Raw genomic sequence first — 13,414 nt, forward strand, 5'->3', positions numbered from 1 at the left:
TAGGAGTGATGTTTAACTCACCACTTCTACCGTTTTATATTGAGGGCCTAAATACGTCCCTTCATCGATCAGATAGCGTAGCGATTCTTCACACTCAGGGCACTCAAAAATCTCATTAGGCTCAATAGCTTCTTCTTCAACCCACTCCCAGCCAATATGTTCTTCACAACTTGGACAGTCCATTTTTTATTCCTCTTAACTATTTTCGGCGAGTGTAAATAACCTAAAACAAAAAGTCATCACCTCATAGGTGAAATAAATCGCACCACCCCCTTATCAAACAAGAAATTATCAATTATTCTCAATCTAATAATCTTTTGTTATCTATTTTTGGTCTCATTTTCTTGGTGATTTATGCTTAATCCTCTTTGGCTTAATACCTTTTGTACTTTGGTTGATATCGGCCATTTTACTCAGACTGCAGAAAAACTCTTTATGACTCAGCCAGGGGTCAGTCAGCACATTAAAAAACTAGAACTGGCATGTGGCTATGATTTATTAAAGCGAGAGGGGAAAAGCGTCGAGCTCACCGAACAAGGTCGCCTAGTATACAATTATGCACACCAGCAGCAACTCGATGCAGCTACCCTAGTTGAAGCGTTAAGTTTTGATGACCCATATAAAGGATTGTGTAAGTTTGCCTGCTCAGGGGCGTTAGCTTTATCCCTATATCCAGAATTTATCAATCTACAAAAGAGCCACCCCAATTTAGTGACTCATGTTGAGGCTGCGCCAAACAGTAAAATATTAGATGAGATCCAACGAGGGTATATTGATATTGGCATTGTTACTCATCAACCAACGCCAACCCTATTTCGTAGTGAAGAAGTGAGTAAAGAGTCTCTCTGTTTAGTGTTACCGAAACACTATAAAAACACGAGCATAACTTGGGATGCCTTACTGGCATTAGGATTAATAAAGCACCCCGATGCAGAACATTATCTGTCACTTTATTTTGATCTTTGCCAAGATGTAGCCCTAGCAAAAGGTAATGTGAATGAAATACCAATAACCAGTTATATTAATCAATTAAGCCAGATTTTACTTCCTATTGCACAAGGCGTTGGATTTACGGTTCTTCCACAAAGTGCGATTGATGCCTTTCCCTATAAACAGGATTTACATATACATCAACCAACAAATCCCGTTTTAGAGAGTTTGTTTTTAGTTCAAAAGAGAAATAGAGATTTACCAAATAGATACCAGACTCTGATTAAAAAACTTAAAGAAACATTAGTATAAATGAAAGCCCTAAAACCAAAAAACTCCTGATCATCAGGAGTTTTCTATTTTTACCACTTTTTAGCCGTGTCTTTTGCAGTGTCTTTCCAATATTGAATTCGCGCACGTTGCAATTGGGCTTTTCTTGTTCTTTTCATAAAATACATCCTTTAATCACTCGCTCATCTTTGAGCTGCTGTCATAAATCTCAATGACCTTTCAATTTATAGTAGTGTGGATCTCTTTGCTAGGATCGAGATCACGAATATTTAAAAGTATTACGTATTTTTACTTTCTTTTTATGATTCAAATAACAGTTATTCACATAAACAATTTATAGAGAATAAACAACTCTTTATACTTTAGACTCAAAAAAGAGAACTACATCACACTTTTCCCTTTAAAAAATAGTCAAACTTATGATTAATAATCACTAATTATGTACAACTCTACTCTGAAATGGATTCTTAAATAAAATGAAAAAATTAACTCTGCTTTCCTTAAGTGTTAGCTCTATTTTATTCAGTAACCACCTATTAGCAGCAAATCAAGTTGCTGATGCTCGCGGAAACGCCATGGGCAATACCGGCGTTGCAACTGCCGATTACCTCGTTGCCCCATTTTATAACCCAGCATTAGCAGCAAGCTTTAAGGATAATGATGACTTCGGACTCTTGCTTCCCGCTTTCAATGCAAGCGCTCGTGATACTGACGATACATTAACAACTATTGATGATTTACAAAGTGCCATTGAAAAATACGAAAATTCTGGCTCCCCCGCAGGAATGGAAGATGAACTGAATGGCTATCTTAACCAATTAAACAATAATAAGCCGCTAACAGTAACAGCAGGCTTAGGGTTTGCTGTTGCTCTACCAACAAAAGCGATTGCTACCAATTTATACGGCCGTGGCTATACTGAAATTATTGCCGCACCAACAATCACAAATGATAGTAATGTGCAAGATCGCTACACCAACTCTACTGTCGATATGATGGCATTTGGTTATGCTGAATTTGGTTTAGCGATTGCAAAAGAATTTACAATTGCTGAAGAACGCTTCTCATTTGGTGTTACGCCAAAATTTCAGCAAATGACAACCTACGCACAACAGGTTTCTGTCGCTGAGTTTGATTTAGAAGATTATGATCAAAGTGAAATCACAAAAAATGCATTCAACTTCGATCTAGGTGCCGTTTGGTATAAAAATAATTTCCGTGCAGCACTGGCAATTAAAGACGTAATTTCTCAGGAGATTGACGCTGAATATAATGGAATGAAAGACACATATGAGTTAAATACTCAAGCAACGTTAGGCCTTGCTTATGCTGCGGAATTATTTACTGTCGCACTTGATGCAGATCTAACAAAACAAACACGATTTACCAAACTAGATGATGATACACAATTTATTCGCCTTGGTGTCGAAGCAAATGCGTGGGGTTGGGCTCAATTACGTGCAGGTTACGAAATTGACTTAGAGGATACCCTCGAAAATTCAATAACTGCGGGAATTGGTATTAGCCCATTTGATGTCGTAAGTTTAGACTTCGCAGGCTCATATGCAGGTGATAACCAATTTGGTATATCAGGAAATTTAGCCTTTACTTTCTAGCAAATTAATTACTACTAAATTATATCCCTACGCATTCTTCGGTAGGGCTCTTTATTTTATAAAAACTTACATACCCTATCGAAACTTCTGTCCCATCACTTTATCATTCCACACCGAAACATTACTGATATAAAAAATAACTAAAACTACCAAGAAATATTTAACTCTTGTTTTATGCAACAAGGCTTTAGTAACTGTCGGTGTCACGATACCTAACTTTTAGAAGAGGATAATATTAATATAATTGTTATTTCGGTTTCTGTTGGCTTTCTAGTAAAAATCATAGCCAAATACATTGGAATAGAGTCGAGATTAGGGTTAAATGGAGTAAATCCCTGTGTTCAATTAGCACTATACCGGAATATTGTGATAACTAATTAAAACGCAATTGAAAAATCACCAATGCACTGATTATGACTATTGGTAATACTGCCTTTACCTGTCTCTTCACAATATGAAAAATCAATATCAAACGAGTCTAACTCGCCTTTCATTAGTATGTTACGTAATAAAACATCACTGTTTAATTGGTGAATTAGAGCGTCCCATGAAACATTATTTTTGAAAATAGTAAAATTTACGTTCATTAAATACCTTTGGATTTTATAAATAAGAAATTTTGTTAATTTTAGACCTGATATAAAGCTAATAGCTAGGCTAAAAATTATTTAAATAGAGTAATAGAATTTATGTTACAGAAAATGATTGGATTAAAACTAAGATGGTAGAAGTAACTAAGAGATTTTTAGACAAGTACGAAACAGGAGAGGATGTTTGAAATGTTGATATCTTACAAAGTAGAACTAAATCGAGTATTAATAAAGCATTTAAAAGCAGCGCAAATGGTACGAATACCACCTGCGCAACTTATTTGAAATTAAGCAGCTACAACGTTAGCAGCTTGAGGGCCTTTTTGGCCTTGCTCAACTTCAAAAGAAACTTTTTGGCCTTCAGCAAGAGTTTTGAAACCCTCTGAAGCGATAGCACGGAAATGTACGAATACGTCAGCGCCGCCGTTATCTTGAGTGATAAAACCGAAACCTTTCTCTTCGTTAAACCATTTAACGATACCAGTTGTTTTAGACATGTAATGTCCCTTATATTTAAATTCATAAAAAATCGCATAATGCGATGCGCTTAGAGCTTGAATTATTAAATGTGACGACAAAGCTAAGGGAAACACTGAGAATAACGACATTACGAAGAAATACTAAGGCTTACTTTACTTGATGTTCATTAACAACTCTGAGCAACAGAGCGAGATGAATAATACCTTAGTGCAGAAGATTGTAAAGAATTTTCTTCAACTATTTTGATTATTGCCGAGCGCTCAGAATCACATCAGTACCTTATGATTACACCACCTCCCCTTTAAGGAGGTGATTTAAGAAGCTTGAACAAAATCGTAATCTAACATTACCGATAAAAACGATTAAATTATGCTCCGCTTTAGTTATGATAACTTCATTAGTTAAACATCATCATCTCATTGAGCGGAGCATTAACGCATGAAAAAAATTGTCCCATTTATTTTACTCGCCTTTTTCAGCTTGCGCTTATTTGCCTCTGTCGGTCCTCATATTCAGCAATTAGAGCATGATAGCTTCACTATTTTACGCTCAGCCCTTATTGTTGGTGCTATCTGTTTTGTTATTTCATTTATCGTTAAGAAATTCAAAAAACCAACACCGATAATAATAAAATCTGAAGATGACATAAATTAATGCAAAAAAAAGAGTGACCGTTTGGCCACTCTTTTTTGTTACTTCTACTTCACTATATGTTTATGCATCGTGCTTATAAACATGAACATCGCGTTGTGGGAATGGAATACTTACACCTTCAGCATCAAAACGTTTCTTAACCGTTTCTGTAACTTCCCAATATACATTCCAGTAATCATCTGTTTTAACCCAAGGACGAACAATAAAGTCCACTGACGATTCGTTTAATGTATGCAGTTTCACTATAGATTCTGGTGTTTTTAGTACCAATGGGTGACTTTCTAGGATATCAGTAAAAATGGCTTTTGCTTTTTCAATATCATCTTGATAACCAATACCAAATACCATGTCTACACGACGCTCAGTTTCGATTGTTACGTTCTTAATCACATCACCCCAAATCTTATTGTTTGGGAAAATTAAATTCTGATTATCTACTGTTTTGATTGTAGTAGATACAAGATTCATACGATTAACTTTACCTACGATACCACCAAGATCCACCAAATCACCCACGTCAAATGGACGATAAATCAAAATCATCATACCAGATGCAAAGTTAGATAGTGTGTCTTTTAATGCAAAACCAATAACCACACCTGCAACACCAAAACCAGTTAACAGTGGACCCAAATTAATGCCAATTTGAGATAACGCAATCAAGATACCGATCATCATGATGAACTTTGAGCCCATAGACACAAAGAACTCCTGCATTAACTTACTGAACTTCATTTTAGAATGAGACACACTTTTCTTAATTGCTGTTTTAGCAAGTCGAGAAAGGAAACTTGTCATCCAAAGAATAAGCGAGAAAATAACTAATTTAACAATAATAGATGGCGCATTCTCTACCGCCCAATCTTTAAAACGAGTAACCCACTCTTCTGTTAAACCATACGCAACACTAATATCTAATACATCACTATTGATATCACCAGTTACAGAGAAGATAAACTGTTTATACTCTGTAATATCGATATTATTTTGTTCCATTAATGTAGTAGTTACTTCTAAACTCGCAATCATTAATGAAACTCGTTCAGTTAAGTTCGTCGCATCTTGCGTTAGCAGATCTTTCTTCTCTACCGACGCATATTGCATACGTTTCGCAATGTCTGATTTTTGTGATTCAAGATAATGAATAATATTTGTCAATAAATCAGCACGGTTTGTTAGCTCTTTTAAAATAGCTGTTTTTTCTTTGGTGAAATCAATATTTAGTGTTTCACCCCATGATAATGTTTTAAATGCTTCTTCATAATACATATCCATGATGCCAAGACGTTTTTGTGCGGCAAATTCTAAATCATCCTTCTCATCGCCTTTCGCTTTACGAACCGCTTTAGTCAATTCAACTAAATCTTGATGACTTAGCTTTAATAGCTCCCCCATAAGGATCATTTCTGAACGAACAACACCATCAAGTCCTTTAGCACTTGGGTTTTCTTGCAGCTGTAATTCAATATCCGCTCGAGTTTTGTCATTTTTACGACGTAATACATCTTCGAAAAACAATTTATCGGCTGGGTCAGCGGTAGATAACTGTACCACTCTTTCTTTTAACTCTTGTTGAACCGTAACCATGTTATCAACTGATTGAGCGTAGGCTGAAGCCATCATACTCATCATTAATAACAAAGCAGTAAAATACTTCTTAATCATAAAAAACGTCCTATATAAATCATGACCATATAATAGTTGATGCCTATCCATTCTCATTCATAACAATTGCAAATAATAGTATTGAATGATGAAAGCTTGTTCATTTGTTGATAGTTTGTGATGCAAAAGGTGCCTATTTGACTTTATATATTCACTTTTTTGTTTTTACTCTGAAAATTTATTGTATAAAAAAAGGCGTAACCACAAAGTGGATACGCCTCCGTCTTTCTCTGATATTTTATAGTGTCGACATAATCGTTTTTAGTTCTGCAATCAACTCTTCGTTACGTAACTCACCTTTTTCTATATCAAAGTTATCATAAAAACTAGGTACAGAAAGTGAGCCCTTAACCTCTGCAGCAAAATAAGGCGCAGAGCCTGTTGCAGCAGCAAGTACTGTCGCGGCACCACCAGGACCAGGTGACGTAGCTAGCATGATTACAGGTTTGCCTTGGTAGACTTTCATATCGACACGAGAAGTCCAATCAAACACATTTTTAAATGCTGCACTATATGATCCATTGTGTTCAGCATAAGAAATAACAACGGCATCTGCTTCACCAATTTTTTGGAAAAATGCTTTCGCTTGCTCAGGTTGGCCTAACTCTTTTTCTTTGTCTTCACTAAAAATAGGCATTTCATAATCATTAATGTCTAACGCTTCCACTTCAGCACCAGCCACTAAACCTGCTGCATACGTTGCTAATTGTTTATTAATTGATGTTGAACTGCTGCTTGCTGCTAATGCTAAAATTTTCATAGGAATACCTTCATAATCAGTTTGAATAAAAAGAGTAGTAAATGTCCTGCTCTTTTCAAATATATTGCTCTTGTTTGCGATGGGATAACTATAGTTCATCCACAAACAATTCATTTATGGCGTTAGTTTGGCAGGGCAAGGGATAACACGCATCCCTCACTTTCATTTAACCGATGAATTAGAAACAGGAAGACTGGTTGAGCTATTTGCTGATTACTCTGAATAACCATTGATATCTTCATGGTTTACCCTAGTCGTAAACACATGTCAGCCAAGGTACGTTGCTTTATAGACTTTATTTTCGAGCACCTTGGCGAATAAATGATACCTATTTAAGATACGTTATTTGCATATTCTTCTAATAGTGTTTCGAAACGCTCTAAACCTCTTAATGGATCAAAGTCTGTCTCTTCTAATACAAGTTCACGCATAGACGTACTTGCCTCAATAGAACGTTGCAAGTCATCAATGGCTTGCACTTCAGCCCCTAATTGCGCATACGCACACGCACGTTGAAATAATGCGTGTGCATTTTGATCATCCACTTCTAAAACACGATTACATAAATTCAATGCCCAATGAAATTCACGCATCTCCATTGCCGCATCCGCTTTATACGTTAATGCTTCTAAATCACCCGGTCTTACTTTTAGGATCTCATCATAAATATCCATTTTCTGTTCAGGTGTTTGAACACTTTGAGCTCTCAACCATAAGTTATGAACTTCATTGATAATTTCAATTTCACGGTTATTCTCAGTGATAATTCGGGTTTTACGTTTTAGATCTCGCTCTAATGCTACAAACTTTTTCTCATAATCTTGGGCAATTTTATTGAGCTGCTTATCTGCCATCTCTTTGGTATTTTGCTTCATTTCTTTTAATGATTGCCATCCAATCAACGCAATAAGAGAAGCAACCGCCGCAATGACATAAAAAAAGTACGTTACCGTTGTATTTGAATAATTTAATGATTTATCAGCAACCGTCAACTCGCGATCGGTAATTTGTATCGTTAAACGTCGCTCTAGATCTTGTTGATCCATACGTAAAGCTTTTAGTTCATCTAAAATATAACGTTCCATTAATGGACGTTCTAAATACACTTGTTCTGAATAAGTCACTTCTTCTGCCTGTAATGACAATGAAGTAAAAAGAGTGATGAGAAGCAAAAAGAAATGTCGATACATAGAATAGCCTTGTTAATCGTGTAGTTAGAGGTGATATACATAAAGATAACACATCCAAGACAGCAACACCCGATTAACAAAGAAAACCAATTAAAAACCCATCACCATAGAGCCGACAAGTAACCCTGCCATGCTGTAATTAAAAAACTTCAAATGCTTTGGTGTTTTCAATCTTTTTTGTAGCTCTTTACCCGCAATTGTCCAAAAACTAACGGTAGGCACATTAATACAAATAAACACGAATGCGATTAGAAACACACTAAACATATCAGCGCTGGTCGCATAAATACTCATTACCGATAACGCCATTGACCATCCTTTGGGGTTAATCCATTGGAAGCTCGCGGCTTGTAAAAACGACATCGGTTTATAATCGCCATTAATATTATCTACAGGCTTACTACTCGCAATTTTATACGCCAAATATAATAAATAGGCAGCACTGACAATTTGTAATGCTTTCTCTAGTTGTGGATAGGTCTGAAAAATTTGAACTAAACCAAATCCTACTAATATCAGCATAAACGCAAAACCAAAGATCACACCCAGCATATGAGGAATCGTTCTCACAAAACCAACGTTCGCTCCAGAAGTCATCAACATGATGTTATTTGGACCAGGCGTAAACGCGCCAACAAAAGCAAATGTGGTTAAAGCAAGTAAATAGGTGTAATCCATAATAAGCATCTTATAAAAATAAATTCTGCTTGTATCTTAATGCGAGACTGAGTAAATTTTCTGTCTATATTTGTTTAAAATAAAATTAATACGCAAGGATTAGTCGCAATGGATAGGTTTGACGAGAGAATATTGCAAGAGTTAAAAAGGAATGGGCGACTCACTAATGTAGAGCTATCTGACCGTATTGGATTATCACCATCAGCAACACTGAGACGTGTACAAGAATTAGAACGAAATGAAACAATTAAAGGCTACCGGGCGGTATTAAATCCAAATAAATGCGGAGTGGGATTTGTAGCGTATGTGACGATTGGATTATCTAATCACAGTAAACAATCACAAAAAGATTTTGAAGCTCAGATAATGGAATCGAAAGAAGTGACAGAGTGCCACAATATTACAGGAGCAAATGAATATCTATTACGTGTTGAGACTGAGAGCCTCTCATCTTATAAGCAGTTTCATTCAAACGTACTTGGAGAGATATCTCAGGTCAACTCAATCGGCACCTTAGTGGTTATGGATTCCCCTAAGGACGAACGAACTTAGCGCTCATCAGTGAAGGGTTCTTTAATTCATGTAACTCTTTTATTGAATTAATAACCATTTTTACAGGTACGATGATGAAATAAATTGAAGCTAATACCACCATGATTGGATCGGCTAATTGAGCATAATGCGCGAGTGATGTTAGTAATAATATTTTCGCAATCATAAAGCCCACAAAAACGGCAGCACTAATAACGGTATCCATTAACCATTGCTTTGCTTCTGCATCGATTAATGCTGAATTAACCTCTTTACCTTGAGTTTTCATTAACCAATAGCTGCCATAACAACCAATCATGCTAAACACACCAAAAGCCAATGCGATACCAGTATTTACTTCGCGACCACCTTGCATGATTGCTTGAACTGCAGCAATAAATGAAAGTACACACATTAAGGTAATTGCGATCCCTTTAACTAAAATCACAGTAGACTCAATTACCTTAACGCGCTTAATATTTTTCGCTACCTCTTCTTTTCGAATGTAGAACACCGCACCTAATGACAATAATGTTAAAAATAAACTAACTAATGAATAAACACCATCAAACACAATAACTAATGAATGGATAAGTGTACCTAATATAATTCCTATCATGGCAAACAACAGCGCTGAAAACGTTGAGGCCAATAATAATTGCCTTTCTTTCTTAATTGAATATGACATTTTGTTCTCCATCGACTTATTTTTCGTCTTTTTTATTTATACCACGCATCATATATCTAAAATTGGTGATAGGATAATCAGTCAGCGTCGAGTTTTTCGTCGCCATTCATTCTTCATCCTTTATTATTCTCTTTATCGGGTATACATAATGAAAACCAGTCAAATTGAGATGTTCTTATATGCTGTTGAATTTGGGTCAATTGCAGAAGCGTCACGTAAGCTTCAAAAAAGTCGAACTACTGTCAGCGCAGCCCTCAATACTCTCGAGGATGAATTAGGCGTTACTCTGCTAAACCGTACTGGTAATCGAATTACTCCTACGGAAATTGGGGAGTCTTTAGTTCATGACTTTCAACGAATCTCTCTCATCAGTAATGACATCGAGAATAAATGCTTTCAATATAACCATGGGGTTGCATCAACCATTCGAATTGTGCGTGACGATGCTTTACCTGAGACTATTTGGCGTCAGATCTTGGGCAAAATGAGTCGTAAATTTCCAAGCACAAGTATTTCAATTTATGTTGCTCCATCCCCTGAATTGGAAGAAATGGTAGAGCAAAATATTGTTGATGTCGCTTATGGTTTACTGCCTATAAATAATGAACTGATGCATGTTCAACAAAATGAATTAGGGCAGATCCGCCTAATGTCTGTTGCGCATAAAGATCATCCATTAAGCCAACTAAGAAAAGTCAGTAGAACCGATTTAGAAAGTAATACTGAAATCATAATGAACTACATTGATGAAGATGAATTAATGGTGACTGAACCTAAATCAAGTAAGTACATTGCTTTGACTTTTTATGAACATCTACGAAATGCAGTATTAGATAAAACAGGATGGTCTTCTGTGCCAGCTTTATTAATTAATGAACACTTACGTGATGGTACTTTAAAAGTGTTAAAGCATAATCGAGCAATGAATTGGCAATCTTTTGCTGAAATGACAAAAAGTAACATGCCTCGCGGCGTTATTATTGACTGGCTATCTGAACAAGTTGAAGATTATTTACTCGAAGTGTCTGAATAACGGTTATATTACTCAATAAAAAGTAAATTAGCCGTAATTCTCAAGCTCAGCTGAGTTTTTCAGAGAACATACATCTTTAATACCTAGATACATGGATCATAATGAGCATTCAAACCTCATCTCCATCAACCATGCCTTCTACTTGTTCTGATTGATTTTCGATATCTATAAAAGCCTGTTGTCTTGCGTTAATTTATTCGGCACTCGATTGAGCAAATACAATATTTAGTAATAAAACACGATAAATAGCCCACTAGAATGGGCTATTTTTTTATAAAAAACATCAAATTGATCTATTTCACCCAACAAAAAACACATAGAACACTAACCAAATAAAAACATAGAAACGAGATCAATGTCGCATTAAACGACTAATAAATACACTTTTTTTGTGATTCACTTGCCTTTACGCCTCTGAAAATGTCAATAATAAAAAGGAATTTAATTAGAGTACAAAGGATATGTATTTACATATGACGATTGCAGCGCCCAGAATCTTGTGTTCAAGCATGGATATTGAACCCAGCAAAAAATGGACATTTAGAGAGCCATCAAGGACAGACGGTGACGATGTTTACACATTGATCACCGAGTGTCCCCCTCTTGATATCAACTCTTCATACTGTAATTTCCTTCAATCTACCCATTTCAGTAAGACCTGTGTTTTAGCAGAGAAAGACGGCAACCTTGCTGGTTTTATCTCTGGTTACCATAAGCCTGATGACCCAAAAACATTATTCATCTGGCAAGTCGCTGTCTCTCCTCGCTACCGAGGTAAAGGTTTAGCTTACTCAATGCTAAATGAGCTTTTACAGCGTAAAAACATCAAACACACCGAATTCGTAGAAACAACCATCACCAAAGCCAATACCGCTTCATGGTCGCTATTTAAAAAGCTAGATGCCGAACACGGTGACCAAGGTGAGGTAACCACGTTTCTAGACAAAGAAGCCCATTTCAAAGGCAAACACGATACTGAATATTTGTATCGTATCGCTCTAAAATAAAATAGGAATCATAAACGGACTCATCATGAATATTTTCAAGAAGCAAGAATCACAAGTACGTTCATACTCAAACAGTTTTCCAGTTGTCTTCCAAAAAGCAAAAGGATGTTGGCTAGAAACCGAAAGCGGCAAACGTTACTTAGACTTCCTTGCTGGAGCCGGATCACTCAACTACGGTCACAACAACCCAGTCTTAAAGCAAGCTTTACTTGAATACATCGAAAATGATGGCATTACGCATGGCTTAGATATGCACTCAAGTGCAAAAGCCACTTTCTTGAATGCATTGAATAATTACATCCTAGAACCTAGAGATCTAGATTATAAAGTTCAATTTACCGGTCCAACCGGAACCAATGCCGTTGAGGCCGCTTTAAAACTGGCACGTAAAGTCACTAACCGAACTAACATTGTCGCTTTCACTAATGGTTTCCACGGTTGTACTGCAGGAGCATTGGCAGCGACAGGGAATCAACACCATCGCCAAGGTGCAGGTTTTAGCTTAAACAACATCACTCGCATTCCTTTTGAAGGTTATGCCGATATCGATGGCCTTAATCTGTTTGAAACCATGCTATCTGATAACTCAAGTGGTTTAGATAAACCTGCTGCTGTGCTTTTAGAAACTGTACAAGGTGAAGGTGGATTAAACGTCGCATCAAATCAATGGCTACAGCGTTTAAGCAAGATTTGTAAAGCCAACGATATTCTAATGATTGTTGATGATATCCAAGCTGGCTGTGGTCGTACTGGCACCTTCTTCAGTTTTGAGCCATCAGGTATTAAACCAGATATGGTTACGCTATCTAAATCTATTGGTGGCTACGGCTTACCAATGGCGGTTGTCTTACTAAAACCAGAATTAGATGAATGGAAACCAGGTGAGCATAACGGTACTTTCCGTGGTAATAATCACGCGTTCATTACTGCAGCAAAAGCACTAGAGATTTACTGGGCAAACTCAGATTTTGAAACACACATCAAACAGTGCTCTCAAAAAGTCAGTGATGTCATTCTTCGTGCTGTAAAACGCTACCCTAAATTGTTTGTTCAACAAAAAGGTCGCGGCATGATGATTGGTATTGAGTGTAAAGACGGCATTATCTCAAGTGATATCGCTAAAGATTGTTTTAAGAACGGCATGATCATTGAAACTGCAGGTCCATCTGATGAAGTAGTGAAATTCTTCTGTCCACTGACGATCACAGAGTCAGAGCTAGAAGAAGGCCTAACCATCTTTGAAAACGCAATTGATAATATTGCAGAAAAACACTTCAAAAAAGCATCTTAATCAGGAACGA

15 protein-coding genes and 1 pseudogene are annotated in these 13,414 nt (G+C 36.6%); 8 read left to right on the plus strand and 8 right to left on the minus strand.

Translation table 11 applies throughout. The features are described 5' to 3' along the window. Positions 1–12 precede the first annotated feature (12 nt). Entirely contained in the window at positions 13–183 is a 171-nt protein-coding gene (locus tag PVK62_RS01385) for a hypothetical protein (RefSeq protein WP_274442834.1), read from the minus strand. A gap of 171 nt (positions 184–354) precedes the next feature. Between PVK62_RS01385 and PVK62_RS01390 the strand changes: the two genes are divergently transcribed. Together PVK62_RS01390 and PVK62_RS01395 are read left to right on the plus strand one after the other, a co-directional pair. Beyond that, positions 355–1,242, plus strand: coding sequence for a LysR family transcriptional regulator (locus PVK62_RS01390; protein ID WP_274442833.1), 888 nt, complete (start codon positions 355–357; stop codon positions 1,240–1,242). Positions 1,243–1,697: 455 nt separating this feature from the next. Beyond that, complete coding sequence (locus PVK62_RS01395; RefSeq protein WP_274442832.1) at positions 1,698–2,837, plus strand: conjugal transfer protein TraF; 1,140 nt, start codon at positions 1,698–1,700, stop codon at positions 2,835–2,837. 377 nt (positions 2,838–3,214) lie between these two features. Here PVK62_RS01395 and PVK62_RS01400 read toward each other — a convergent pair whose 3' ends face one another. Both PVK62_RS01400 and cspE read right to left on the minus strand, forming a co-directional pair. Next, complete coding sequence (locus tag PVK62_RS01400) at positions 3,215–3,424, minus strand: hypothetical protein (protein ID WP_274442831.1); 210 nt, start codon at positions 3,422–3,424, stop codon at positions 3,215–3,217. Between the two features lie 290 nt (positions 3,425–3,714). Then, a complete protein-coding gene (gene cspE, locus PVK62_RS01405) occupies positions 3,715–3,924 on the minus strand; it encodes a transcription antiterminator/RNA stability regulator CspE (RefSeq protein WP_012552262.1) in 210 nt (69 codons plus the stop codon). 421 nt (positions 3,925–4,345) lie between these two features. Here cspE and PVK62_RS01410 point away from each other — a divergent pair, with 421 nt between their 5' ends. After that, positions 4,346–4,561: a hypothetical protein gene (locus PVK62_RS01410; RefSeq protein WP_274442830.1), complete on the plus strand. Its 216-nt coding sequence runs from the start codon at positions 4,346–4,348 to the stop codon at positions 4,559–4,561. Positions 4,562–4,621: 60 nt separating this feature from the next. Here the strand turns inward: PVK62_RS01410 and PVK62_RS01415 are convergent, their stop codons facing one another. Both PVK62_RS01415 and PVK62_RS01420 read right to left on the minus strand, forming a co-directional pair. Beyond that, complete coding sequence (locus PVK62_RS01415; RefSeq protein WP_274442829.1) at positions 4,622–6,226, minus strand: mechanosensitive ion channel family protein; 1,605 nt, start codon at positions 6,224–6,226, stop codon at positions 4,622–4,624. 238 nt (positions 6,227–6,464) lie between these two features. Beyond that, complete coding sequence (locus tag PVK62_RS01420; protein ID WP_274442828.1) at positions 6,465–6,986, minus strand: NADPH-dependent FMN reductase; 522 nt, start codon at positions 6,984–6,986, stop codon at positions 6,465–6,467. 101 nt (positions 6,987–7,087) lie between these two features. Between PVK62_RS01420 and PVK62_RS17680 the strand changes: the two are divergent. Further along, a pseudogene (locus PVK62_RS17680) lies at positions 7,088–7,307 on the plus strand (LysR substrate-binding domain-containing protein); the annotation flags it as partial. An 11-nt stretch (positions 7,308–7,318) separates the two neighbouring features. On the opposite strand, the gene PVK62_RS01425 reads toward PVK62_RS17680, so the two are convergent. Together PVK62_RS01425 and PVK62_RS01430 are read right to left on the minus strand one after the other, a co-directional pair. Next, positions 7,319–8,176: a TPR end-of-group domain-containing protein gene (locus PVK62_RS01425; RefSeq protein ID WP_274442827.1), complete on the minus strand. Its 858-nt coding sequence runs from the start codon at positions 8,174–8,176 to the stop codon at positions 7,319–7,321. A 90-nt stretch (positions 8,177–8,266) separates the two neighbouring features. Next, positions 8,267–8,854, minus strand: a complete 588-nt coding sequence (locus PVK62_RS01430; RefSeq protein ID WP_274442826.1) for a LysE family translocator — start codon at positions 8,852–8,854, stop codon at positions 8,267–8,269. Positions 8,855–8,962: 108 nt separating this feature from the next. On the opposite strand from PVK62_RS01430, the gene PVK62_RS01435 reads away from it, so the two are divergent. Further along, positions 8,963–9,406 (plus strand): Lrp/AsnC family transcriptional regulator, encoded by a 444-nt coding sequence (locus PVK62_RS01435; protein ID WP_274442825.1) that lies wholly within the window; start codon positions 8,963–8,965, stop codon positions 9,404–9,406. Here PVK62_RS01435 and PVK62_RS01440 read toward each other — a convergent pair. After that, complete coding sequence (locus PVK62_RS01440) at positions 9,387–10,073, minus strand: cation transporter (protein ID WP_274442824.1); 687 nt, start codon at positions 10,071–10,073, stop codon at positions 9,387–9,389. The two genes, PVK62_RS01435 and PVK62_RS01440, sit on opposite strands and share 20 nt — an antisense overlap. Positions 10,074–10,221: 148 nt before the next feature. On the opposite strand from PVK62_RS01440, the gene PVK62_RS01445 reads away from it, so the two are divergent. The 3 genes from PVK62_RS01445 (at position 10,222) to ectB (ending at position 13,404) form a co-directional block, all read left to right on the plus strand. Next, entirely contained in the window at positions 10,222–11,106 is an 885-nt protein-coding gene (locus PVK62_RS01445; RefSeq protein WP_274442823.1) for a LysR family transcriptional regulator, read from the plus strand. Positions 11,107–11,579: 473 nt separating this feature from the next. Further along, positions 11,580–12,113 carry a diaminobutyrate acetyltransferase gene (gene ectA / locus PVK62_RS01450; RefSeq protein WP_274442822.1) on the plus strand — a complete coding sequence of 178 codons (534 nt, stop codon included), beginning with the start codon at positions 11,580–11,582 and terminating at the stop codon, positions 12,111–12,113. Between the two features lie 25 nt (positions 12,114–12,138). Then, entirely contained in the window at positions 12,139–13,404 is a 1,266-nt protein-coding gene (gene ectB, locus PVK62_RS01455) for a diaminobutyrate--2-oxoglutarate transaminase (protein ID WP_274442821.1), read from the plus strand. Positions 13,405–13,414: the final 10 nt, after the last annotated feature.

It is taken from the genome of Aliivibrio sp. S3MY1 (genome assembly GCF_028765575.1).
In the GTDB taxonomy this organism is placed as follows: Bacteria; Pseudomonadota; Gammaproteobacteria; order Enterobacterales; family Vibrionaceae; genus Aliivibrio.

Bases quoted from the DNA above. Each gene is read 5' to 3' on its own strand.
- PVK62_RS01385 (WP_274442834.1), bottom strand. From the start codon at position 183: ATGGACTGTCCAAGTTGTGAAGAACATATTGGCTGGGAGTGGGTTGAA.
- PVK62_RS01390 (WP_274442833.1), top strand. From the start codon at position 355: ATGCTTAATCCTCTTTGGCTTAATACCTTTTGTACTTTGGTTGATATC.
- PVK62_RS01395 (WP_274442832.1), top strand. From the start codon at position 1,698: ATGAAAAAATTAACTCTGCTTTCCTTAAGTGTTAGCTCTATTTTATTC.
- PVK62_RS01400 (WP_274442831.1), bottom strand. From the start codon at position 3,424: ATGAACGTAAATTTTACTATTTTCAAAAATAATGTTTCATGGGACGCT.
- cspE (WP_012552262.1), bottom strand. From the start codon at position 3,924: ATGTCTAAAACAACTGGTATCGTTAAATGGTTTAACGAAGAGAAAGGT.
- PVK62_RS01410 (WP_274442830.1), top strand. From the start codon at position 4,346: ATGAAAAAAATTGTCCCATTTATTTTACTCGCCTTTTTCAGCTTGCGC.
- PVK62_RS01415 (WP_274442829.1), bottom strand. From the start codon at position 6,226: ATGATTAAGAAGTATTTTACTGCTTTGTTATTAATGATGAGTATGATG.
- PVK62_RS01420 (WP_274442828.1), bottom strand. From the start codon at position 6,986: ATGAAAATTTTAGCATTAGCAGCAAGCAGCAGTTCAACATCAATTAAT.
- PVK62_RS01425 (WP_274442827.1), bottom strand. From the start codon at position 8,176: ATGTATCGACATTTCTTTTTGCTTCTCATCACTCTTTTTACTTCATTG.
- PVK62_RS01430 (WP_274442826.1), bottom strand. From the start codon at position 8,854: ATGGATTACACCTATTTACTTGCTTTAACCACATTTGCTTTTGTTGGC.
- PVK62_RS01435 (WP_274442825.1), top strand. From the start codon at position 8,963: ATGGATAGGTTTGACGAGAGAATATTGCAAGAGTTAAAAAGGAATGGG.
- PVK62_RS01440 (WP_274442824.1), bottom strand. From the start codon at position 10,073: ATGTCATATTCAATTAAGAAAGAAAGGCAATTATTATTGGCCTCAACG.
- PVK62_RS01445 (WP_274442823.1), top strand. From the start codon at position 10,222: ATGAAAACCAGTCAAATTGAGATGTTCTTATATGCTGTTGAATTTGGG.
- ectA (WP_274442822.1), top strand. From the start codon at position 11,580: ATGACGATTGCAGCGCCCAGAATCTTGTGTTCAAGCATGGATATTGAA.
- ectB (WP_274442821.1), top strand. From the start codon at position 12,139: ATGAATATTTTCAAGAAGCAAGAATCACAAGTACGTTCATACTCAAAC.